The sequence below is a fragment of the Chitinophagaceae bacterium genome (assembly GCA_016699815.1).
In the GTDB taxonomy this organism is placed as follows: domain Bacteria; phylum Bacteroidota; class Bacteroidia; order Chitinophagales; family Chitinophagaceae; genus Ferruginibacter.
The window spans coordinates 2,284,461-2,307,651 of the sequence record CP065012.1 but is presented as its reverse complement, the minus strand read 5'-3'; the positions used below and the strand labels follow the sequence as shown (position 1 = coordinate 2,307,651).

Sequence of the window (23,191 nt, the reverse complement as noted above, 5' to 3'; positions counted from 1 at the left end):
TTTTTTGAAATGCTTTTAATTATTTGGCCCCGATGAATCTTCCAACACCTTTGGTGGCGCTATTAACTCTTTTAAACCCAGTGGTTCTACTGCTTTTATCAATTCGCTTGCCTTGCTCCGGAATATTACCTGGCTTTTTACATTCTTATATTCGTACTCTAACTCTTTAATATTTTTTTCAGTAACCGCAATTTTTCTTACCAGCTTATCCGAATGATGCCCATTATAGATATAGGCTACGGCCAATGCCGATAAAAAAAGAAAAAATGGGATATTTTGCACCATCCATTTGTAATTAAAAATGCGCCTCCAGTCTGTTTTGGGGTTATGGGTGTTTCCTATTTTTTTTTCTTCTGCCATTATTTTTTTTCTGCAATCCTAAGCCTTGCACTTCTTGATCTTGGGTTATTTTTTATTTCGTACTCGGTAGGTGCCTGCGGTTTTTTAGTGATTATTTTCAGTGGGTTGGTTTTTTTTATTCCAAAAATGTTGTCTTCCTGTTCTTCAAATGACCCGTTTTTAAAAAAACTTTTTACCAGCCTGTCTTCCAGCGAGTGAAAAGAAATTACGGCTATCCTTCCTTGCTGGTTTAACATTGCTACACTTTGCTCCAGCAATTCTTTTAAAGCCCCCAATTCGTCATTTACCTCAATGCGCAAAGCCTGGAACACCTGAGCAAAATATTTATTGGGGTTGCCTTTCACTAAACCGTACACCGCAACTTTAAACTGGCTGATGGTTTCTATATCCTTCAGGCTCCTTTGTGCTACAATTGCTTTTGCCAGCGATTTTGAATTGGTTACTTCCCCATATTGTTCAAAGAGCTTGTGCAATTTTTCTTCGGGGTAGTTTTTCAAAATATCGGCTGCCGTAAGTGTTGCCCGTTTATCCATTCTCATATCCAATGCTGCATCATACCTTATGGAAAAGCCCCTTTCTGCAACATTAAACTGGTGACTGGATACGCCCAAGTCAGCCAAAATACCATCTACTTTTTCCATTGCATAAAGCCTAAGGAAACGTTGCAAATGCCTGAAGTTGTGCGGCACAAAAATGAGCCTGTCATCCTCGGGCAAATTGTTTTTGGCTGCTTCATCCTGGTCAAATGCTATAAGCCTTCCTTTTGCAGAAAGCCGGCCCAGTATTTCCCTGCTATGCCCGCCGCCGCCAAATGTGCAATCCACATAAACACCATCCGCATGGGTAACGATACCATCTACCGCCTCTTTCAGCATTACGGTAGTATGATAGGCATTCGTCATCCCGGTTGCATTATTATTTATCATTCATGCCTGGTGAAGAAGGCTTATTCATTACTTCGTTTGCCAACGTGCTAAATGAATCTGCTGTATATGAATCAAAGAACTGCTGATATTTCATTTTATCCCAAATTTCAATTTTGTTTAATGCGCTTACCAGTACAATATCTTTTTGAAGCGCAGCATGTTCCACTAAATTTTTGGGAAGCAATATTCTTCCGGCGGTATCCAACTCTACCTGGGTGGCGCCATTAAAAAAATACCTTCGGAATTCTCTAACTTTGGGATCGAAATCATTGAGGTTACTTATTTGCTCAAAAATGGGCTGCCAGCTTTGTACGGGATATAGGGTGAGGCATTTTTCAAAACCCCTATTTATTACAAACTGGCCCACACCGGCTTCAGGAAGCTGCTTCTTGAAACCTGCCGGTAGCAGAAAACGCCCTTTTGCGTCAATAGTACTCTCATATTCACCCAAAAATTGGATCATGAAAGAATAAATAATGGTTTATTAAGCTGATAACAATACGAAAATAACACTATTACCCACTTTTACCCACCTTTTGGAAAAATTTTTTATCCACAGCTAATATTATGAGGCTTAATGGCTATTGTAGGCTAAAATTGCCCATTATTAGCCCTTTTAATGTGAATTAAATTGTGAATTGATGTGGATTACTGTGAATTGCTGTGGATTACTGTTTTTGAAAAGAAACTTAATTGAAATAACTATCCAGCGTTTTTATAAAAAAAACCGGCCTGGCAGCCGGTTTTCCTATACTTACTTTTCTTTTTGCCTGCATTGCTTACAGCAAAAAAAGATATTTTTAATTTTTTGCAAGCCCTAAATATTGCTTGTTGATTTTATCTACAATATAGCCGCTAATCCAGCCTACATAGGAATTGCGGAAGAAGATTAATTTTTTATTAGGGTTCCTTGTATTTACCTGTTGCATTAATTCATCCAGCCAAATTGCTCCGGCAAGCAAAGCTTTTTGATCGTAGGTTTTAACTACCCGTCCTATATTTTTCAGTGAAGCCTCTGCCAGGTCCCTATCGGCAAGTGTTGACAAATCGGGCTTTGAAAGCCTGGTAAAATTTTCAAACACCTGTTTGCGGAAATTAGCAATATCCTCTTTCTTCAATTCCACGGCATTGTCGTACACCAGTTCTGGGTACATCATAGAAGCTACAGCCCACACAATTCCGCCAGAAATATACACTACGTCCCTCGACTTAAAATCTGTTTTATTGGTAAATTCATATACAATCAAGCGGCCCAGGCTATCGTCCAAAATTTTTTGGGCTGCTTGCTTGTAATCCTGCAGGCTGCTTCCCTGTAATTTACTTTCAATAAGCCTTTGAAATGATTTTGTACCCAGCGGAAAAGTTACCGGAATAAAATTTTTACCTGCATCAAAATATCCTCCCTTGGTATTACCACCTCCCACATCAAGGTGGTCGGCTGTTAACCTGCTTTTTGAAGGCACAATTCCCCTAAAGCTGAATTCTGATTCCTGGTCGGCAGTAACATAACTTATCATGATTTTTGGATCCAGGTTTTTGGGCCTTACGATGCCGGCAAAATACTCTACCTTATTATATTTATCCAACTCCTGCCTTAGCCCGCTGCTGATAACAATATGGGTATGATTGGGCGAAATTTTAAAACGATTTTTTGCAATATGGTAAAATACAGCAATGGCATCATAAGTTTCCTTTTCGCTTTGGTAAGAAAGTTCGGCAGCATTGGTATTGATAGAGGTATCCAGCTTTAGCAGGTATTCATTCTCCCCGTCTTTACCCATGCGCACTTCAATTACGCTCATTTTATTTCCCCTTGCGCCAATTTCTATACCTGCATACATGTCGCCAATGCCCTGAACATTTTTTAAAAGAGTTTCCACCACTTTGGCAATTACTTCAAGGCCCTGAGCTTTATATAATTTAATTGCTTTTTCATAAGAGGTTACCGCAAGGTTTTTTTGCTCGGTTTTAGAATACAAATTTCCCAAACCCTCATAAGCCTGTGCCTGGTAATAAACATCAAATTTGGCTTTGGCATTTTTTAGCCCGATATTAAAATATTCTTCTGCAGCTTCATACTGCTGTGCTTCCAGCAATGAAGTTGCGGTTTTAAGAATACGGGAAACCGGTTGTGATTTTATATCCTGTGCCTTTACAGAAAAACTAAAAACAATCAACAGTATCAAAAAAAAATTACGCCTCATATACAAAATTTTTATATCAAAAAAAACAAACTGGCCAGTGCCGGGCAACAAATGTAGCCGTTTAATACTGCGGGCAGGGAATATAAACCGGGGTTTTGTAAACAGTTTTTCAACAAATAAAACTATTGCAATATGTATGCATTCATTTGGCTTTTAAAGCCTGTTTCTTATCTTTAATGTATGCAATTTTCAGATATAGTAAATGCAAAGCTGAGCAACGAAAAAGACAGGCCGCAAATGCGAAAAGAATTTTTTGCAGTAAGCGAAGGATTGCAAAAATACCTGGAGAAATATGGCAGGGGAAAAATTTTCCCGGTGAGATATTCTGACTTACTTAATTATCGCTTCAGAGATACCCTAAAAGATAAAAACGGAAAACTTACCCATTGGGAAACAGTACATTACGACCTTAAAGAAATGGAGTTTTTACGCACTGGTTTGGTGCAAACTTATGCCATGCTAAAAACCGAAGGCAATGAAAGGTTTAGCATACACCTTGATGTGGAACGCATAGATTTTTGCGAATTTGGCAACAGCGCACCTTTTCGCATCCGTATCATTAACCGCATTAATGGCAATTACGATCATTTTTATATTAAACAGGCAGATGCATCAAGGATTTACGGGCTTGAACTGGAGCATCTTTTATCGCCACATGCCATTGTTTTTCAATACCAGAAAAATACGCTGGTAGAAGAGCATATTGCCGGTATTCCCGGAGATGTGTTCCAGGAGCATTTTTTACATAACCCATTGCATAATAAAATACGTATTGCCAAAGAATTTGTAAAGTTCAATGAACGCTGCTTTGCCCGGTTACTGGGCGATATGCGCTCTTACAATTTTGTGGTAAGCGCCATTCCCGATATTGAAGATTTTCAATACCATTTCAGGGCCATAGATTTTGACCAGCAATGTTATGAAGGCAATAAAAAGTTTTACCTTCCACAGTTTTATAAAGAAAATTTTGAGTATGTACAATTAACCCTCGGCAGCCTGAGTACAGAAGTAATAGAACAATACCGCACCGAAGAAAGAACGAGTATTGCCTACCGGGTTTTTGATTGCAGGCACAGGCTTATGGAGCTTTTTAATACCATGATAAAAGATGAGCTTTCTGAAAATTATAAAATAAAATTATTAGCGCAGCAGCTAAATGAACATCACAACAACAATATTTTCAGTAAATGTAAAACCATGGGATGCCTGGTTAAAAAGCAATTAAAAGCACATATACAATCCCATTTAAAAAATGTATCCGGCTTTTATTAAGAAAAATAAATGGTTTCGTCTTTTTTCTTGCTTAATTCAACAGACTGGATTAATAAAAACTAAAATAATCATTATTAACCCGATTAAAAAAGTAGCGTAATACCATAATAAATCCTGCGCTGTACCAATTAGGCTTAAAAACGCCCCAAAACTGCATTAAAACTGAATAAAAAAGCCCATTTATGCAGCTTTTTATAGTTTATTTATATCTTTGCAGTAGCAAAGCCAATATACAACCGCTTTGCTTTTATTTTTATGGCACGTCAGCAACAGTTGCATTGTTCATTTTGCGGAAGAAACAGGGATGAAGTAAAAATACTCATTGCCGGGCAAGATGGGCATATTTGCGAAAACTGTGTGGACCATGCTACAGAAATTATTGAACAGGAGCTGGGCATTGTGCCTGAATCCAAAGCAAGCACGCCTTCATCCGGAAAACTTACGGTAAAAAAACCTGTTGAAATAAAAAAATTTCTGGATGAATATATTATTGGCCAGGATGATGCAAAAAAAATATTGGCCGTAGCCGTATACAACCATTATAAAAGGCTCAATCAAAAAATTGAGAACGATGTAGAGATTGAAAAAAGCAATATTATCATGGTGGGTGAAACCGGTACTGGTAAAACCTTACTGGCAAAAACCATTGCCCGAATGCTTAATGTACCTTTTGCTATTGTAGATGCTACTGTGTTTACAGAAGCAGGCTATGTGGGCGAAGACGTGGAAAGCATGCTTACCCGTTTGTTACAAGCCTGCAATTATGATGTAAGCTCTGCAGAAAAGGGAATTGTATTTATAGATGAAATAGATAAAATAGGCCGCAAAAGCGATAACCCATCCATTACCAGGGATGTAAGCGGTGAAGGCGTACAGCAAGGTTTATTAAAGTTGCTTGAAGGTACCGAAGTGCTGGTGCCGCCACAAGGTGGCCGCAAGCACCCCGAGCAAAAATTAATTAAAATTAACACCAGCAATATTTTATTTATTTGCGGTGGTGCATTTGCCGGTATAGATAAAATTATAGCCCGAAGAGTAAATACCCACTCCATTGGCTTTAACGTTAATAAAGAAGAACAGGAGTACAGGGAGAAAAATTTATTACAATTTGTAAATGCGGTAGATTTAAAAAGTTTTGGGTTAATACCCGAACTTTTGGGCAGGTTGCCAGTAGTAACCTACCTTAACCCATTAGATGCAGCAACATTACGCAATATATTAACTGAACCCAAAAACTCACTCATCAAGCAATTTACCCGCCTTTTTGACCTGGAAGGTATTGCATTAAAATTTGAGCCGGCCGTATTGGATTTTATGGTGGAAAAAGCGCTGGAATATAAACTCGGTGCAAGGGGCTTAAGGAGTATTTGCGAAAGCATACTTACCGATGCCATGTACGAATTACCATCAGAAAAAACAAAATCTTTTGATGTAACGCTGGAATATGCACTAAGAAAATTCAAAAACAGTAAATTAAGTATGCTTAAAGTAGCATAAAAATAACTTCCTTTTTATTGTTCTATCCATTGCCCGTTATTTTATTTACTTTTGGCCCTCAATCAATTTAATTTATGGTAGATGTAATATTAGGGATGCAGTGGGGCGATGAAGGCAAAGGAAAAATAGTAGATTTTTTTGCAAAAGATTATCAATTGGTGGCCCGGTTTCAGGGAGGCCCAAATGCAGGGCACACGCTATATATAGGCGATAAAAAAGTAGTGCTCCACCAAATTCCCAGCGGCATATTTCATGAGAACAAAATAAATTTAATTGGCAATGGTGTGGTGCTTGATGCTATTACCTTACAAAAAGAATGTGCTGCTGTAGCCAGTTTTGGTATTGATTATAAAAAGAACCTTTACATTAGCGACAGGGCGCATTTAATACTGCCTACCCACAGGGCATTAGATAAAGCCAGCGAACTCACAAAAGGAAAAGAAAAAATTGGCAGCACCTTAAAAGGTATTGGCCCAACGTATATGGATAAAACCGGAAGAAACGGGTTACGGGTGGGCGATTTACTGGATAAAAATTTTACTACGCAATATATTAAACTAAGGCTCAAGCACCAGCGCCTGCTGGATAGCCTAAATTTTAATGAAGACATAAGTGCATGGGAAGAAGAATTTTTTGATGCCCTGGAATTTTTAAGGAGCTTTAAAATTGTAAACGGGGAGTATTTTATTAATGAAAAAATTGCCGAAGGCAAAAAAGTACTGGCAGAAGGCGCACAAGGCAGTATGCTTGATGTGGATTTTGGCACCTTTCCATTTGTAACCAGCAGCAATACCATTTCTGCAGGTGTATGCACCGGGCTGGGCATTGCCCCTCAAAAAATAAAGGAAGTAATTGGCATTACAAAAGCTTATTGCACCAGAGTGGGCGAAGGGCCTTTCCCTACAGAACTGCTCGATGAAACCGGCAACTTTCTGCGTAATGCCGGAAACGAATTTGGCAGCACCACAGGCAGGCCACGCCGCTGCGGCTGGATGGATATGGTAGCTTTAAAGTTTGCCTGTATGATAAATGGTGTAACCCAAATAGTAATGACAAAAGCCGATATACTGGACGGACTCGATGAATTGAAAGTATGCAGGAGCTATAGCATTAATGGTGAAGAAACACAAAAGATCCCGTTTCAAATGAATAAACTGGAGATAACTGCCAATTATCAATCTTTTGAAGGATGGAAAACAGATATTACCAAAATTAACCAATTTGCTGCCATTCCTCCCACTATGAAAAAGTATGTTGATTATCTTTGTCAATACCTGGGTGTTCCCATAAAATACATCAGCAATGGCCCCGGAAGGGATCAATTACTGGCTGTGTGAAAAAAAAATAAAAAAAACCAGTAAAATATTTGGCCAAGTAAAAATTTCGTAAAAATTTTACAGTATTAATCCAATTTTAATTATGGCACCTAAATCTGAAAAAGGTAAAAAAATAGAAACGAATAAAAGTACGCCTGAACCAAAAGGCAAGAAAAATACCCCTGTAAAAAATACAGAGGATGATGAGTTGGAAGATGATGAAGATTTTGACCTGGAAGATGACGAAGTAAAGCCGGCCTCCAAAGCAAAACCTTCCAGAAAAAAATCTTCAAAGAAAAATGATGATGACGATGATGATGACGGTGATGAAGAAGTAGAAGATGAATGGGAAAAGAAAGAAGAAGAAGATAACTGGGATCCGGATTTTGATGAATTTGACATCCCTAAATCTGCCGCCAAAAAAAGCACCACCAAAAAAGGTAAAGAAGACGATGACCTTGGGCTTGATGATGACTTTAAAGAATTTGGCTTGTTTGACAATGAAGGCGGCAATTACGACGACGAGGAAGATGACTTTTAAAATAATTTGAAACCAACGCATCCACAAATTTTCATAACCGATATCGGAGGGTTTAAACTTAAGTTGCTGAACTGGGCTAACCGGTTTAGCATTTTTTGTTTTTTGGATAATAATGGTTACCCATCTCAAAACAAAGAATTTGATTACCTGTTAGCAGCTGGCGCAACACGTAACCTGCATTTAACGGCCGAAAACCCGTTTCAACAACTCAAAGATTTTTTTAATGAAAAGCCTGGCTGGCTTTTTGGGCACCTGGGGTACGACCTTAAAAACAGCCTGGAAAATTTAGTTACACGGCATCCTCCCTTTATAAACTTTGGAATTGGTTATTTTTTTGAACCCGAAATTATTGTAAAAGTATCAGGGAATAAGGTTCAGGTTATAGGCAATAAAAATGCCAGGCAGGTAGTTGATGAAATACTCAATGAAAAAACAGAAAATTTTCAAGCCAAAACTAATTTTTCATTAGAGCCTGTTTTTAATAAGCAGGAATACCTTTTGAAACTTAATCAAATAAAAGCCCATATTCAAAGGGGTGATTGCTATGAAATTAATTTTTGCCAGCAGTTTATTGCCCATAATGCAGGCATAGACGCTATTGCAACCTTTCATAAATTAAATTCGGTTTCTCCCAATCCATTTGCATCTTTGTATAAGTTAAATAAAAAATATTGTATTGCTGCAAGCCCTGAGAGGTTCCTGAAAAAAACCGGTAACCAACTAATTTGCCAACCCATTAAAGGCACAGCAAAAAGAAATACCCAAAATTGCGTTTTAGATAATCAATATAAAACTGAACTAAGTGAGAGCCAAAAAGAAAGAAGCGAAAATGTGATGATTGTGGACCTGGTTCGCAACGATTTAAGCAGGGTTTGCAAGGCTGGTTCCGTTACCGTAAAAGAATTGTGTGGTATTTATACTTTTCCACAGGTGTTTCAAATGATAAGCACCATACAGGGCGAATTACCTGCTGATATACATTGGGCCGATGCCATTAAAGTATGCTTTCCTATGGGTTCCATGACGGGTGCACCCAAAAAAAGGGTAATGGAACTAATAGATCAATACGAAGAAATTGGCCGGGGTTTATTTTCGGGGTCAATTGGTTATATTACCCCACAATCTAATTTTGATTTTAACGTAGTAATCCGGAGTATTTTTTATGATGAGGAAAACCAAAAGCTATCTTATGCTGCCGGCGGAGGCATTACCTTTAATAGTATAGCCGAAAATGAATACGAAGAAAGCCTATTAAAAGCAGCAGCTATAAAGCAGGTATTAGAAAACCAATAACCGGAACTCTTCGCAAACAATCAAAATTTATACAGGTAGTTACTCCCCTTTTTTCCGGTACTTATTATACTTAGACGGGTAAACGGTTTTATTATTGGGTACATCAAAATCGCTCAGCAAATATTGAACGCATTCATTGAGAATCGTATATTTATTGGCATTAAATACTTGCATTTTATCTATCGGCAATACCAGTTCATACTGGCCATTGGCGCTTATTAGCTGGTCAAAACCAGGGTTGTAGCGGTTAAATTCAGTAATTGCCATGGAAAGGTTTTTAGCTATTATTACCGCATTAAATTTGCCGGTAATGGTTTGTGTTTCGGCAGTTTCTGCTTCTTTGAGTGAAATATCGGGCTTATTATCGTAAGGATTTATTACCGCAACTGCATTATTATAACTGAGCGGGTTATTGCCTTCCATAATGTAATGGGTAGCTATAAATTTTTTTACATGGTTACGGCTTTCTTCGGGTAGATAATATTGCAGTGCCCAAAAATTGCGGCTTCCGCTGCGTTTTATGGCACTAAAAACCCTTCCTGGTCCACCGTTATAAGCGGCAATTACCAGCAACCAGTCATGGGTTTGCTTATACAGGCTTAGCAGGTAGCGTGCTGCAGCATGTGTGCTTTTTAAATAATCCCTGCGCTCATCGTAAACGCCATTAACCAATAGGCCATATTCCCTAGCGGTGTAAGGCATAAATTGCCAGGGCCCTGCAGCGCCAACCCAACTTGTTGCCCCTGTACTTAAATGGCTTTCTATTACCGCAAGGTATTTAAGCTCCCTGGGTAAACCATACTGCGAAAAAACATTGTCTATAAACCCAAAATAAGGCGTTGCCCAGGTTTTCATTTTGAGCAGAGATTTACTGTGAGACCTCAGGTAACCCTGCATATAGCTTTCTGCCAGTGGATTTACCTGGGACGAATAGGGTAATGAAGGATTATAGCTAAAGGAATTAAACAGGTTTTTAAACCCATAGCGTGTAAGCTGGCTGAAATATTGAACCTTATCTTTTTGTGGTACTGTTTTTTGCTCAATAATTTCATCAATAATTGCATTTTGGGCTATATCGGTTTCTATTGTACTATCTACAGATTCCGATTGTAAAACGGAATCTGATTTTTGTGCTACTAACCCAAAAGGCATTAACGCAATTAATAAAATATAAACTGATACCTGTCTCAATAAATTAAAAATTTATTTTACTATTTTACCTTGTTTTCAACTGCATAAAATCATTGGCAGCCTTTAACAAAATTAACTCATTATTGCTTTTTGACATAATTTGAAGGCCAAAAGGAAGGTTATTACTATGTGAAAATAAGGGTAAGGCAATAGCGGCAATGCCTGTAAGATTGGCAAATACGGTATAAATATCAGCAAGGTACATGGCAACCGGGTTTTTATTGTTGCAACCAATAGGGAAAGCCGTTGTGGGGCTCACTGGCATTATTACTATATCATACTTATCAAATACATTATTGATTTTTTCTACCAGCATGCGCCTTATTTTTTGCGCTTTTGAAAAGTATGCATCGTAATAGCCCGTACTTAATACAAATGTACCCAGCATAATGCGGCGTTTAACTTCTATTCCAAAACCTTCGGAGCGGTTCGAGGAATAGAATTCTTCAAGGTTTATGGTTTGTTTTTTTGTTGAATAGCCATAGCGTATACCGTCGTACCTGCCTAAATTACTGCTTGCTTCGGCAGTGGTAAGTACATAATATGTGGGTACTATATAATCCAGCAAATCAAAGGATATTTCATCTACCCGAAACCCATTATCTGATAAACTGGAAATATAATTTTGTATTTTCTCTTTTATTTCAGCATCCAGGCCTTGATGCTCCAATGCTTCCCGAAAATAACAAATACGTAATTTTTTTTCGGGAGTTAAATTAATTCCGGTTACCTCATTATAAGGAGCTGTTTGCAGCATGGTACTGTCTTGCTTATCTGGCTTGCTCATAATTTGCAGCAGCAAGGCTACATCTTGTAATGTAGTTCCAAAAATACCAATTTGATCAAAGGAAGAAGCATAAGCAATAAGGCCATACCTGGAAACCCGCCCATAACCCGGCTTTAAGCCAATAACCCCACAAAAATCTGCAGGCTGCCTTACACTTCCGCCGGTATCGCTACCCAGGCTAAGCATACACATATTGGCTTGCACCGCTACGGCGCTTCCGCCTGATGATCCACCGGGAACTTTTGTTTTATCTGATGCATTCAACACCTTGCCATATGCAGAATTTTCATTACTGCTGCCCATGGCAAATTCATCGCAATTGGTGCTGCCGATAATAATAGCATCTTCATCTATTAAATATTGTAAAGCCGTTGCCGTATAAAGCGAAACAAAATTTTTTAACATAGCCGATGCTGCCGATACCTTATGGCCTTTATAGCATATCACATCTTTTATGGCTATTACCACGCCATGCAGTTTTTTAATAGGTTGCCCTTCTGTTCTTTTTGCATCCAGTTCAGCAGCTTTGGCCAGGGCTTCATCTGTAAAAACTGATATAAAGGCATTTAACTCATTATGCTTCTTAATTTGAGATAAGTAATGCCTTACGGCTGCAATACAAGTAGTTTGCTTATTTTGTAATTGAGTATGGTAAGCTTCAATATGGGTAAATTCAAACATTTGGAGGTAAAATACGGTGAGCGGGATTTTTAAAAAAAAGCCAAAATGAATAAACATTTTGGCTCCATTTCTTAAGCGGATAAAATTAGCGGGCCGTTTGTTCTTCTTTTTTTATATCTTTTTCTTTCATGCCTTCCTCAATTTCGTTTTTCACATTATTTTTTGCATCACTAAATTCCCTCATCCCACGGCCAATCCCCCGCATTAATTCAGGAATTTTCCGGCCGCCAAAAAGCAATAATATGGCAATTAAAATAAATATCCACTCACCGCCTCCCGGCATGCTCCAGAGTAAATTTGTCGTAAACATTTTTATAAGTATTTAAAGAACAAAGATACAGCTATATTGAATAAGGTATTTTTATTTTAACAAACACAAAAAAAGCTGTTTTAAACAACAGCCGTTAACCAGGAAAAAAAAATTATTTTAAACTACCTAAGATACTTACCGCATTTGGCTTTTCCATTTGCTGCTTCGTAAGTGGATATACCACGAGCACAAGAACTTACCAAAAAAGCAATAAATGCTACAAATCCTAATACTTTAATCCAACGCATTGTTTTTTAAGTTTTAAGGTTAAATAATACCGTAAACTTTGGGGATGTAAAGTATTGCTATAAGAATAAATTAAGTGAGGTAATAAATTTAATAGGCTATAAATATACTTTCCAAGCCCCTAAAATCAAAATATTTGTTCATAAAAAAAGGGAACATTTAACAATATTCCCTTTTTAGTATTTTCTACTACATGCAAACCGTTATTTTACTGTAGTCACTATCCTTTTTTCTTTAATACGTGCACTTTTACCGCTTCTTTCACGCAAAAAGTAGAGCTTAGAACGGCGAACACGGCCGGTTTTATTCAAAACAATACTATCTATATTTGGCGAAAAGATGGGGAAAAGGCGTTCTACACCTATACCATCACTTATTTTACGCACGGTAAAAGAAGCGGTTGCTCCATTTCCCTGTCGTTTTATTACATCTCCTTTAAAGCTTTGGATACGTTCTTTATTGCCTTCAACAATTTTATAGTTTACTGTAATATTATCACCCGCTTTAAAAGTGGGTAATTTGGCCTTATTGGTTAGCTGGTCGTGTACAAACTGAACTGCATTCATTTCCGTAAAATTTAGGACGGCAAAGGTAAGGAAAAGAAATTGAACTTTTTAAGTAATTCCCTTAAAATATCACTGCTTTACCAAAAAAGAAAGGCTACCGAAAAGTAGCCTTTCAAAATAAACTATTACAAACAATTACGGTCTTGGGCCGATATAAGTTAACGTATCGTAGAACCCACGAAGCGGGTTGTTATTGTAGTTAAAACAAGCGTAAATGCTATGGTCAGATGGATCGAACCTGCTTGGGAAAGTGTTATAACTTGGATTGTTGAACACACCCATTACAGGGCTTCCAGGAGCAACAAAGTTTACAACGCTTACCATATCATTATCAACATTAAAGGTAATTTCTGGTGCAAAATCTCCATACCATGATAAACCTGAAGTTAAACCGATGGGATGACCGAAATCACCGCCTGCTTGCCAATAATATACTACAGAATTAGGGCCGGTTGTAATCATATCCATCAGTAATTCTGAAGGGTCTCCAGCTACATCCTGGTAACTCAAATCATAAGGAGCCCTGTTGTGGTGACCTCTAATTGAATACACACCATCGAGCCTGTTTTTTACAGAAAGCTGAAAAGCAAGTGTACCCAAACCTCCGGTAGCAGCCTGGAAACCATTGCTCGCTCCGGTAAGGTTTATAGCAAATACATATACATTTTCAGCATTAAGGGCAGATGTGTTTAATATTACTTCAACAGAGTCAGCCCAACTACCGGCATCAACAGTACCTGATGCAGGAAGGGTGATTAAAGAAGGGTCCAATACTTCAACATTTGCAGGGTCTAATCCCTGGGCAATTAAGGTATCCCTTAATTTATTGGCAGCTTCATTACTTAAGGCCATGTTAAAATCAACAGATGAAGCCTGTAAAGTAGATGCAGCCAAACCTACGGTAAACATTAAAGGCTGTGGTAAAGAAGACAATTCCACGGCAGATTTAACTCCGGCTAAATAAGGGCCTTTACCCTTACTAAAATAAACACCCTTCACCTCGTTTTCGCTACCGCCCTGCGTAGGGTTTGGCTGATTTACAGAATCTTTCAAACAGCTGGTAGCCGTTAAAAGTAAAACTGCAAAGCTTAAAAATTGTATTTTTTTCATAATCACTTTTATTAATATTTTTCTTTATGTTTATTAATTTAAATCCCAGAAAATTCGGTTTTGAGTTGCCGGGTTAAATAAGTCTATTCCACCATTTGGTGTTTCTGCAGCCACATTTGCGGCATTGTAATTATACTCATTTTGAGGATAAAACAAGCGTGTAGGCAAGAACAAATGTGAATTATTTGGGTGAATTGAAATTGGAGGACCTGGATCAAAACCTACAGCAGCGCCGTATTCAATATCACTCCTGCGAAAATCTGTCCAAACTTCCAAAGTAGCTGTAGCGTTTAAGGCAAACCATTTTTGTGATAAAATGGTATAAATACCACCGCCCGGTAAACCAGCGCCTAATGAACCTGCTGTAATATCCACATCAGGATACCCGGCATTGCCAGCTAAATAATTTGTGGCATCGGTTGTAGTTAAGCCCAACCATACAAAAGATTCGGTAACAGCATCAGCCAATTTTGCCTGGGCAGCTGGTGAACCACCAGGTAATATACCCCTGTAAAGTGCCTCTGCCTGCAGAAACAAGCTTTCAGTGCTGGTAAATATCCATGCCTTGGTAGCTGCCTCATTGGGTAATAAGCCTTTACCCCAAATTGTAGATAATTTATTACCCTGGTTATTTGCATCTACTCCGGAAACTTCACCAAAGGTTATACCTCTGTGTACGGTTGTTGGAGGTGTAGTTTTAGGGAATTCGTATAATTGATTTACACGCTTGTCTCCATTATACTGATAATAACCGCCATTATCGCTGGCACCTACTGCATATTTATTTGCTTTACTTACATCTCCAGATGAAGCAACCGTACCGGTTTCTGTAAAGCGATAAGTCCTGTAGTAAGGATTAGGTTTTGTACTGGAATATCCAGGTTCAATTTGCGCCGTTTCGCCAGCTTCTATAAAACCGCTGCCTTCGGCTGCAATGGCTGCGCCTTCTGCAACAACATCAATACCTGGGGCAAAAGAATTTATTTCGCCGCCGGATGCATCAAACTTTGTAGTAGAGGCATGTATTAATAAGCGCAACTTTAAAGTATTGGCAAATTTTATCCAGTTTGTTGTATTGCCCTTAAACATTAAATCGTTAGTAGCAATTGCCGGATTTGCATCGGGTGCACTTAAGATAGGATCTTTCAATAACCCAATGGCAATATCGCATTGGCGTAAAAGGTCGTTATAAATAGCTACATCATCATCATACTTTGGCGTTTTAAAATCGGTACCCTTAAATGCTTCAGAGTAAGGGAGATTACCATAAATATCCACCAATACCTGAAAGTCGAGTGCCTTCATAATGCGGCCAATGGCTTCGTAAGTACCGGCTCCTTTTGCATTGGCGTTGGTAACTATAAAATTGTAGTTATTTGCATTGTAATAATAGTTGTTCCAAATACTATTTTGAAAATCGTTTGTGAATTCATAAGTTTCTATCTGGTCTTCTGACTGATAGCTGCCAGAACGAGCCCAATAGCCCATCCAATGTTGCAGGAAGCGCCACCTGTTTGCGGTAATGGTTGCGGTATATGACTGCGCTGCCGGTAACACTGATTTGTAATCCACCGTTGATGCCGTAACATCATCGGGATTGGTATTGATTGCAAATTCTGCTTTTTTGCAACCTGTGGCTACCACGGCAGTTGTAAACGCAAGTATTGCAAAATATTTTATTTTAAATAGCTTCATTTTTATTCCTTTTTATTATTAATGATATTAGAAGTTTAAAGTTACGTTAGCGCCCATAAACCTTGTAGGAGGCTGGTTAAACGCTGTACTTAAACCTACTGCGTTTCCGGTATAAGAATTATTACCGTTAGCAGTAAATTCAGGATCTGTCCATTGGTTTGATTTTGGCAACCACATAAACAGGTTTCTTCCTGTAAAGCCGATAGAAGCGCCTTTGATACCTTTACCTTTAAAAATAGAAGCTGGGAAATCGTAAATTAAAGTAAGTTCACGCAATTTCCAGAAAGAACCATCAGCAAGATAGTTGCTGGTTACATCTGTATTGATATCATTATTATAGAATAACCTACCATAATTTTGTGTGTAAATATTGGTATTGTTTACATATTTACCATTATCTAAATAAACTGAGTTAGGGAATACAAATGCCCTTCTACCGTAAGATCCGCTTCTTGCAGAAATACCGTTATCATCGAGGAAATTACCGAGCTGGTCAGCAATTATCTGGTTACCACTGCGGTATTCAGCTACTGCGCCCAGGGTAAATCCTTTCCATTTTATGCTAAGGTTTAAACCCAGGATATGCTTGGGAAGCGTACGCCCAAATTGCGTTAAATTAGGATTTTGAGAAGGCATACCGGTAATTGGGTCAACAATTACTTTGCCTGTAGCAGAATCCCTGTAATAATCATTGGTTTTGAAAACAAATGCAGGTGAACCCACAACAGCATAGTTATAGTTGCCAATACCCAATTCATTTACACCATCAATAAGGCCGGTAATTTTGCTATCCTGGTTAGCGTAGTTGATTTTAAAATCAATTTCTGCTTCTCCCAATTTAACCAACGGGGTTAATTTAAGGTCAAATTCAAGGCCTTTATTGGTAAACTTACCAGCATTTAATAAAGCAGATGTAGCGCCTGTTGTATTAGAAAGCTGTACGTTCAATACCTGGTCGGTATTATTTTGGTTATAATATGTAGCTTCTAAGTTGATTCTGTTTTTAAGAAACCCTAATTCAATCCCTACTTCTTTGGTATTTACAAATTCAGGCTTTAAACCTTCGTTTGGATAAATTGTAGATCCAATTTGGTAACCTGGAAGGCTTCCAAAAGGAAAGAAAGTACCGGAAGAAAAAGCCACTTCATTTGCAAAAGGACTTATATTTACGTTACCGGTTTTAGCAATTGCACCACGAACTTTAAAGAAGTTCAAAGTGTTATTGTCTTTTAAACCGGGTATAATTTCATGAAGAAGAATTGAAGCACTTGCACCGGGATAAAAGAAAGAAATATCTTTTAACTGGAAAATTTTATTTGCAGGCACCAGGCGGCTATCCATATCGTAGCTTCCGGTTACTTCAAGGAACAACCAACGGTCGTAATCAAATCCCACCCTTCCAAAGAAACGTTGTGTTCTTGATGTAGTGTTGTCAACGTTAACTGTAGGCTCGCCCAGGCGGGTTGCAATGCTCAGGAATTGTGATTTACCGAGGTTGTCACTACCTGTTTTCTGGAGTTTGCTCCTTGAATCACGGTAAGAGTAACCTAAGGTTCCGTTTAAACCTACTTTATTAAACTTCCTGATAAAGTCAGCCATAAACAGGGAAGTAAGCCTGTTGCTATAGTCATTATAATTTTGAATAGCTGCAGTAGTACCTGTTTGTGCAGTAGCTTCTGGCCTTGCGAAATAATAATCGGAGAAGCTGAAAGGTTCTTTGGTAACTGTACTACCCGTATTGCTAACAGATAACCCTAACCGGTACGTTAAGTTTAACCATGAAGCCGCTTTATATTTAAATTCGATGTTTCCAAAAATATCATCGGTTTTACCGATATCCCTGTTAATATCTTTGGTGAAATAAGGAGTGTACTCCTGGTTGGAAAGGTATAATGTATAATAACCATTGGGGCTGGCCCTTACGTCATTTCTCCAATCCCAAAAATCGGTTAAAGGAACCTGGCCGGGGGCGCTTGCCACGCCATACCAAATAAGGGTATTGCTTGTAGTTACATTATATTTTTGTTGATTATAGCGTACATCCAGTGAGGCTTTAAACCTGTTGTATTCTTTTTCGGCTTTAAAGGTAATTCCTCTTCTTGTATTTTTATCGCCGGGTACAGTACCTTTAATATCTACGTTTTGGCCACTTAAGTAAAAGTCGCCAGTGGAGAAAGATACATCTGTTTGATTGGTGGTACCTACATCATAAAACCTTCTTCTTTCGCCCTGCAGGTAAGCATATTTTTGAGTATAGATTTCTCCGTTGGGACCAGGATCGCCCAATTGCCTGATGGAACCATCAAATTCATCTCCCCAACTTTGCTGTTCGTGTGGTTCATAAGTACCGTTTCCGTTACCATCCTGGGCATAGCCAGAACCCCAACGATTTTGGAATTGAGGCATATAGTTGATGGATTCAAATTGTACCGCATGGCTTACAGAAACCTGTGGCCTGTTTTTTGAACCCCTGCGGGTTGTAATAACTATGGCACCATTTACACCATCGGAACCGTAAATGGCAGTAGAACCTGCAGATTTTAAGATATCAGCAGTAGCAATGTCATTAGGATTAATAGAGTTTAGGTAACCTAATGAAATGGGCACACCGTCAACAATCAACATGGGTTGGTTATTACCGGTTAAAGAACGGATACCACGTAGCGTGATCCTTGTATCCTGAAAAACGCCACTGTTTGTTTGTAAGAAGGTAGCGCCGGAAACTTTACCGGTAAGGCCCTGTGCAATATTAGTTGCTTTGGCCTGGGTAAGTTCCGATCCTTTTACAGTAGCTGTAGAAAACCCTACTGAAGATTTTTGGCGGATTTGACCAGTTGCAGTAGTTACAACAACTTCCTGCATGGTTGCAGAAGTGGTTGCTATAGTAACGCCTACAAAAGATTGACCATCGGTAGGAACCGTTTTAGATTCGTACCCGGTTGAAGAAATAACGAGTTGTTCACCTTTTTTAACTTTAATGGCAAACGAACCGTCAGAATCAGTGGAGGTACCCTTATTAGTACCGGCAATTTTAATTGATGCCGCTGGTACTCCATTACCTTTATCGTCAACAACCTTACCGGTCACCAGCCGGTCTTGTGCAAATGCAAAAATTGATGTGAGCATTAGCACTGTGAACAGTGTTAGAAATCTTCTCATGTGCGATTAATTAATATATGTAAGCTACAAAAATAAGGAGTTATAGGTTCAACACAAAAAAAATGTTAAAATACACTCCCGGTTATATACATTTATAATGACAAAGGCAGTTTTTGAATTGCTGCATCCAAAAAAAATATTACTAAAATTAGCTGAGTGGTATTTTTAGAATTTATACCGAAGTTGAAGCTTTACTTCGGTTTTATGGTTGCCTTCTATTTCATCGAGGCCTGAACCAATAAGGGTTTTATCGGAGTAAATGGTTTGCGCCCATTTTGCCCAAAGAGAAATGCGCTTATTAATATCGTAATTAACATTAATATAATAACGGTATCCTTTATCATAAAAAACCGGTATGGAATAACCGTAAAGAACATCGTTTTCATAAGAATACACCCGGCTATTGTATCCATCTGTTTCAAAATATTGCAGCCTAATATTGCCCGAAAGTGGCTTCATCATTGGGTTATACAGTAAATCAGTAAAAATGGTAAAGCCATTTTCGGCAGCGCTTCCCCGCTTATCAAACCAAACCATTTCTACCCTGCTCCTGAATGTAAAAATAGAATTGAGTTTTACACTTAGTTGAGTACGCCAGTTTTGCCTGGGTTGTGGTATTACCGGGTTTAAAGTTAACCCTGTAGGATTGTAATTTATGGGCTTGCTTTCGCTGCGTAAGCGGCTGTAAATGCTAAAAATTTTATTGGGCTGATAGGTTAGCTGAAACATATACTCCTTACCGGTTGTAGGTGCATCTACCCTATAGCGCAACCAGGGAAATTTATATACATCTGCATAAGCATCTACTCGCCAGCCCATTGCCGGTTTTATGGAAATGCCCGTATAAAGGCCTTTTTCATTGGTAGGAAAAGTATTTTCGGTAAATGCGCTGGTATATAAGGATTGGTAAGCAGGAGAAATATTACGGTATAACAAACTTACATCTACATTATTTGCAACACTCATGAGCATGCCCTGAATAAAGGCAAGTTTTCTTTTATTAGTACTGGCAGCTTCTCCAAAAAAATGCATATTCCTGTAAGTATAGCCATAATCTATGCTATAATTGCCAAATGTTTTTCCGGTAAGTGCAAACTGGTTATAGGGATATTGAGATTTTTGAAGGGGTAATTTAAATTGATATTGCACAGCATTTACACCTATTTGCAGTCCATAAAGCCTATATTTAAAATTGCCGCCAAATGCTACCTGGCGCTGCATTCCCTTATCCTCTACTTCGCTTTTGGTACGGTGATAGCCCGATGTTTGCAAAGAGGTTACAATATCTTCAGCCTCCAGTAAACTGGTATCTGCCGCAACAAAATTGGCATCTATTTTTTTGTAGGAACCAAACAATGTAGCTTCCCAGTTATTTTTACCAACGGTAATGCCTATACCACGATGAAAATTTATTTCGCCTGCGGAGTTATAGGGCCGCAATACAGCAGCCTGCCTTTTTATAGTAGTAATATCGGGCCCTTTTCTGTAAGCCTGGCTCATCCATTGCGTTAAACCCTGGCCAAGGTTTACCGTAAAGTCCCCTAGAGCCAGCGCTTTTACTATGCCTGCATTTCGCATAAAAAAATGTACGGAGTAATAGTCGAACCCATATTTTTGGGAGCCTTTAAATAATTCTTCACCGGGGTCTTTTTCGGCCACTACACCGTATTGCAACAAATTTTTAAAACTGTATTTATACCGTATAAAAAGCCTTTGCGGTGAGCCGTAGTAAAAATTTGTGGCCTGCGAACTATCTAATTTGTAACCCCTGGATTTTTCCAACACCTGCGTAGAACGAACAAATAAAATATTATCTCCGTTTTTTAACCTGCTGCCAATGGCATTAAATAAGTTTACGGCCTGGCTTACCATAATATAGGGCCGTATTTTTTGAATGGTTGCTAAATCCCAGCCTGGAATGGCCTGTATTTCATAGATAGTTAAAAACTTACCCAGTAATGTACGATAAGTTATAAAATTATCTATTTGAATGGGTGTGAGTAAAAGTAGTTCTTCCAGAGTTGCGGCATCTGCCAAGTTTAAATTAATGGGGTTCCTCGAAAATTCTGAAAGCGACTGCAAATAAGTATCATCGTCGGTTTCTTCATCGGCATTATTTTCGGTAATATTTTCTATTTGTTGTTCGGTATCTGGCGAGGGCTGCGTAACGGGAGGTTGCGCCCATGCAGCTTTTATAAAAAAACAACAAACTAATATGATCAAATGTTTCATTTGGTTTCTTGAGCCTTCTTAAAATTATAGAGCAACATTAAACCTGGAGAAAACCCTAATTGCGGGTGGTAGCTTGCGGAAATATCGAACCGGAATGTATTCCAGGCAAGGCCCAGCCCGGCAAAGCCGCTGCCTGTTTCACTCATAAAGCCTGCCCTTGCAAAAAACTGTTTTTTGAAATGGTATTGCAAGCCGCCGGTTACATTCACTTCTTTATCTTCCTCTTTAATTATTTCTGCACTAAAATAGAAATTATCCGATGCATCGTAACCCATGCCCAGTTTATAAGCAGAAGCTAATTTTTCATCGCTTTCTTTACCTAATTTGCCGCCTACGGGGTTATATACATGCACACCTGCATTGAGCTTATCCGTTAAATGTACCAGCGCACCGGCTTCAAAATTTATGGAAGATGTACTTCCGTAAGCGGGAATTCGGTAGCCGTAATAGTTAAATTGTATGCCAATATCTACCTTACTGCCCAGGCTGCGTGCATAAGCAAGCCCGGCTTTGTTTTCATTAAAATTAGAAAAACCGGAATAGTTTACCATTACTCCAAAATTGCCCAGGTTTTTGGTAGGCAAGGCAAGGGCAAGGCCATAAAGGCTGGTTTCTTCCAGCATGAACCTGCGCTCTCCATAAACACCAACAGCAGCAAATTTTGCACCTGCCAGGGCTGCCTGGTTACTGGTAAATGAAAAAACATCCTGCTGCCGGCTGCTGTAAGCACCAAGGCTTACATAAGGCATGCTTAAGCTGTACCTCAGCGATTGTGCATTTAATTGCTGCAATACGGCAAGGCATAAAAGGCTAAAAAAAATTCTTCTCAATGCAGTAATAATTTGAATTGAAGTTAGGAAAAAATAAATAAACATGCATACTTCAATTAAGAATTGCAACGCAAAGCCCGGAGCTTTTGTATTTTTGCAGCATGCAACTATTAGATGGCAAACTGGTTTCGGCAGCAGTTAAAGAAGAAATTAAACATCAAACAAATATACACACACAAAACGGGGGCAAGCAACCTCATTTGGCTGCTATACTGGCAGGCAACAACGGTGCAAGTGAAACCTATGTGGCCAGCAAGGTAAAGAGCTGTACCGATGTGGGTTTTAAAAGCACTTTAATAAGACTTGATGAAAAGATAACAGAAACTGATCTTTTAAGCAATATTGAAAAGCTGAATACCGACAAAGATGTGGATGGTATTTTAGTGCAACTGCCCCTGCCCAAACATATTAATGAAGAAAAAATAATTAATGCCATAAACCCTTCAAAAGATGTGGATGGGTTTCACCCAATAAGTATGGGCAGGCTGGTGCTGGGCTTGCCGGGTTTTGTGCCGGCTACGCCTTATGGCATTATGTTGTTGCTGCAACATTACAAAATTGAAACCCAGGGAAAACATGCCGTAGTAATTGGCCGCAGTAATATTGTAGGAAGACCCATGAGTATTTTATTAAGCCAAAATACCAACTCCGGAAACTGCACCGTAACCTTATGCCACAGCAAAACAAAAAACTTAAAAGAAATTTGCCTGCAGGCAGATATTATTGTTGCTGCATTGGGCAGGCCCGGTTTTTTAACTGCCGATATGGTTAAAGAAAAAGCCGTAGTGATTGATGTAGGAATTACCCGTGTAAAAGATGAAACTAAAAAAAGCGGCTTTTCCATTAAAGGCGATGTAGATTTTGAAAACGTAGCGCCAAAATGCAGTTATATAACACCAGTACCCGGCGGCGTGGGCTTAATGACCATTGGCGCATTGCTGATGAACACCCTGAATGCGGTTACAAAAAAATAAT

At 38.7% G+C, this 23,191-nt stretch carries 19 protein-coding genes; 6 read left to right on the top strand and 13 right to left on the bottom strand.

Going from position 1 to position 23,191, the window contains the following annotated elements; all coding sequences use genetic code 11:
* Positions 1-15: 15 nt before the first annotated feature.
* The 4 genes from IPO46_10355 to IPO46_10340 all read right to left on the bottom strand — a co-directional run bounded on the left by IPO46_10355 (position 16) and on the right by IPO46_10340 (position 3,490).
* Positions 16-360 carry a hypothetical protein gene (locus tag IPO46_10355; GenBank protein ID QQS62499.1) on the bottom strand — a complete coding sequence of 115 codons (345 nt, stop codon included), beginning with the start codon at positions 358-360 and terminating at the stop codon, positions 16-18.
* Complete coding sequence (rsmH, locus tag IPO46_10350; GenBank protein QQS64379.1) at positions 360-1,262, bottom strand: 16S rRNA (cytosine(1402)-N(4))-methyltransferase RsmH; 903 nt, start codon at positions 1,260-1,262, stop codon at positions 360-362. The genes IPO46_10355 and rsmH overlap by 1 nt, the downstream gene beginning before the upstream one ends.
* Positions 1,263-1,275: 13 nt before the next feature.
* Positions 1,276-1,749 carry a division/cell wall cluster transcriptional repressor MraZ gene (mraZ, locus tag IPO46_10345; GenBank protein QQS62498.1) on the bottom strand — a complete coding sequence of 158 codons (474 nt, stop codon included), beginning with the start codon at positions 1,747-1,749 and terminating at the stop codon, positions 1,276-1,278.
* A 337-nt stretch (positions 1,750-2,086) separates the two neighbouring features.
* On the bottom strand, positions 2,087-3,490 hold the full coding sequence (locus IPO46_10340; GenBank protein ID QQS62497.1) for a tetratricopeptide repeat protein: 1,404 nt from the start codon (positions 3,488-3,490) through the stop codon (positions 2,087-2,089).
* Positions 3,491-3,670: 180 nt separating this feature from the next.
* Between IPO46_10340 and IPO46_10335 the strand changes: the two genes are divergently transcribed.
* The 5 genes from IPO46_10335 to IPO46_10315 all read left to right on the top strand — a co-directional run bounded on the left by IPO46_10335 (position 3,671) and on the right by IPO46_10315 (position 9,409).
* A complete protein-coding gene (locus IPO46_10335; GenBank protein ID QQS62496.1) occupies positions 3,671-4,762 on the top strand; it encodes a hypothetical protein in 1,092 nt (363 codons plus the stop codon).
* A gap of 255 nt (positions 4,763-5,017) precedes the next feature.
* Positions 5,018-6,259: an ATP-dependent Clp protease ATP-binding subunit ClpX gene (clpX, locus tag IPO46_10330; protein ID QQS62495.1), complete on the top strand. Its 1,242-nt coding sequence runs from the start codon at positions 5,018-5,020 to the stop codon at positions 6,257-6,259.
* A gap of 74 nt (positions 6,260-6,333) precedes the next feature.
* Positions 6,334-7,596: an adenylosuccinate synthase gene (locus tag IPO46_10325; GenBank protein ID QQS62494.1), complete on the top strand. Its 1,263-nt coding sequence runs from the start codon at positions 6,334-6,336 to the stop codon at positions 7,594-7,596.
* An 82-nt stretch (positions 7,597-7,678) separates the two neighbouring features.
* Positions 7,679-8,116 carry a hypothetical protein gene (locus IPO46_10320; protein QQS62493.1) on the top strand — a complete coding sequence of 146 codons (438 nt, stop codon included), beginning with the start codon at positions 7,679-7,681 and terminating at the stop codon, positions 8,114-8,116.
* Between the two features lie 27 nt (positions 8,117-8,143).
* Positions 8,144-9,409: an anthranilate synthase component I family protein gene (locus tag IPO46_10315; protein QQS64378.1), complete on the top strand. Its 1,266-nt coding sequence runs from the start codon at positions 8,144-8,146 to the stop codon at positions 9,407-9,409.
* Positions 9,410-9,448: 39 nt separating this feature from the next.
* Here the strand turns inward: IPO46_10315 and IPO46_10310 are convergent, their stop codons facing one another.
* The 9 genes from IPO46_10310 to IPO46_10270 form a co-directional block, all read right to left on the bottom strand.
* A complete protein-coding gene (locus tag IPO46_10310) occupies positions 9,449-10,600 on the bottom strand; it encodes a lytic transglycosylase domain-containing protein (protein ID QQS62492.1) in 1,152 nt (383 codons plus the stop codon).
* Positions 10,601-10,625: 25 nt separating this feature from the next.
* A complete protein-coding gene (gene gatA, locus IPO46_10305; GenBank protein ID QQS64377.1) occupies positions 10,626-12,068 on the bottom strand; it encodes an Asp-tRNA(Asn)/Glu-tRNA(Gln) amidotransferase subunit GatA in 1,443 nt (480 codons plus the stop codon).
* Positions 12,069-12,153: 85 nt separating this feature from the next.
* On the bottom strand, positions 12,154-12,351 hold the full coding sequence (locus IPO46_10300) for a twin-arginine translocase TatA/TatE family subunit (GenBank protein ID QQS64376.1): 198 nt from the start codon (positions 12,349-12,351) through the stop codon (positions 12,154-12,156).
* A 476-nt stretch (positions 12,352-12,827) separates the two neighbouring features.
* Complete coding sequence (gene rplS, locus IPO46_10295; protein ID QQS62491.1) at positions 12,828-13,190, bottom strand: 50S ribosomal protein L19; 363 nt, start codon at positions 13,188-13,190, stop codon at positions 12,828-12,830.
* A 135-nt stretch (positions 13,191-13,325) separates the two neighbouring features.
* Positions 13,326-14,300, bottom strand: a complete 975-nt coding sequence (locus IPO46_10290; protein ID QQS62490.1) for a hypothetical protein — start codon at positions 14,298-14,300, stop codon at positions 13,326-13,328.
* A 33-nt stretch (positions 14,301-14,333) separates the two neighbouring features.
* A complete protein-coding gene (locus tag IPO46_10285) occupies positions 14,334-15,995 on the bottom strand; it encodes a SusD/RagB family nutrient-binding outer membrane lipoprotein (GenBank protein QQS62489.1) in 1,662 nt (553 codons plus the stop codon).
* Positions 15,996-16,022: 27 nt separating this feature from the next.
* The gene (locus IPO46_10280; GenBank protein QQS62488.1) at positions 16,023-19,154 is read right to left on the bottom strand and encodes a SusC/RagA family TonB-linked outer membrane protein; all 3,132 of its coding nucleotides are present in this window, start codon (positions 19,152-19,154) and stop codon (positions 16,023-16,025) included.
* A 165-nt stretch (positions 19,155-19,319) separates the two neighbouring features.
* Positions 19,320-21,386: a helix-hairpin-helix domain-containing protein gene (locus IPO46_10275; protein ID QQS62487.1), complete on the bottom strand. Its 2,067-nt coding sequence runs from the start codon at positions 21,384-21,386 to the stop codon at positions 19,320-19,322.
* The gene (locus IPO46_10270; GenBank protein QQS62486.1) at positions 21,383-22,216 is read right to left on the bottom strand and encodes a hypothetical protein; all 834 of its coding nucleotides are present in this window, start codon (positions 22,214-22,216) and stop codon (positions 21,383-21,385) included. The genes IPO46_10275 and IPO46_10270 overlap by 4 nt, the downstream gene beginning before the upstream one ends.
* A gap of 101 nt (positions 22,217-22,317) precedes the next feature.
* Between IPO46_10270 and IPO46_10265 the strand changes: the two genes are divergently transcribed.
* Entirely contained in the window at positions 22,318-23,190 is an 873-nt protein-coding gene (locus IPO46_10265) for a bifunctional 5,10-methylene-tetrahydrofolate dehydrogenase/5,10-methylene-tetrahydrofolate cyclohydrolase (protein ID QQS62485.1), read from the top strand.
* Position 23,191 lies beyond the last annotated feature (1 nt).

Excerpts from the sequence above, each read along its gene's own strand:
- IPO46_10355 (QQS62499.1), bottom strand. The coding sequence starts at position 360 with ATGGCAGAAGAAAAAAAAATAGGAAACACCCATAACCCCAAAACAGAC.
- IPO46_10300 (QQS64376.1), bottom strand. The coding sequence starts at position 12,351 with ATGCCGGGAGGCGGTGAGTGGATATTTATTTTAATTGCCATATTATTG.
- mraZ (QQS62498.1), bottom strand. The coding sequence starts at position 1,749 with ATGATCCAATTTTTGGGTGAATATGAGAGTACTATTGACGCAAAAGGG.
- IPO46_10280 (QQS62488.1), bottom strand. The coding sequence starts at position 19,154 with ATGAGAAGATTTCTAACACTGTTCACAGTGCTAATGCTCACATCAATT.
- IPO46_10320 (QQS62493.1), top strand. The coding sequence starts at position 7,679 with ATGGCACCTAAATCTGAAAAAGGTAAAAAAATAGAAACGAATAAAAGT.
- IPO46_10340 (QQS62497.1), bottom strand. The coding sequence starts at position 3,490 with ATGAGGCGTAATTTTTTTTTGATACTGTTGATTGTTTTTAGTTTTTCT.
- IPO46_10275 (QQS62487.1), bottom strand. The coding sequence starts at position 21,386 with ATGAAACATTTGATCATATTAGTTTGTTGTTTTTTTATAAAAGCTGCA.
- IPO46_10265 (QQS62485.1), top strand. The coding sequence starts at position 22,318 with ATGCAACTATTAGATGGCAAACTGGTTTCGGCAGCAGTTAAAGAAGAA.
- IPO46_10325 (QQS62494.1), top strand. The coding sequence starts at position 6,334 with ATGGTAGATGTAATATTAGGGATGCAGTGGGGCGATGAAGGCAAAGGA.
- gatA (QQS64377.1), bottom strand. The coding sequence starts at position 12,068 with ATGTTTGAATTTACCCATATTGAAGCTTACCATACTCAATTACAAAAT.
- IPO46_10285 (QQS62489.1), bottom strand. The coding sequence starts at position 15,995 with ATGAAGCTATTTAAAATAAAATATTTTGCAATACTTGCGTTTACAACT.
- rplS (QQS62491.1), bottom strand. The coding sequence starts at position 13,190 with ATGAATGCAGTTCAGTTTGTACACGACCAGCTAACCAATAAGGCCAAA.
- IPO46_10335 (QQS62496.1), top strand. The coding sequence starts at position 3,671 with ATGCAATTTTCAGATATAGTAAATGCAAAGCTGAGCAACGAAAAAGAC.
- clpX (QQS62495.1), top strand. The coding sequence starts at position 5,018 with ATGGCACGTCAGCAACAGTTGCATTGTTCATTTTGCGGAAGAAACAGG.
- rsmH (QQS64379.1), bottom strand. The coding sequence starts at position 1,262 with ATGACGAATGCCTATCATACTACCGTAATGCTGAAAGAGGCGGTAGAT.
- IPO46_10290 (QQS62490.1), bottom strand. The coding sequence starts at position 14,300 with ATGAAAAAAATACAATTTTTAAGCTTTGCAGTTTTACTTTTAACGGCT.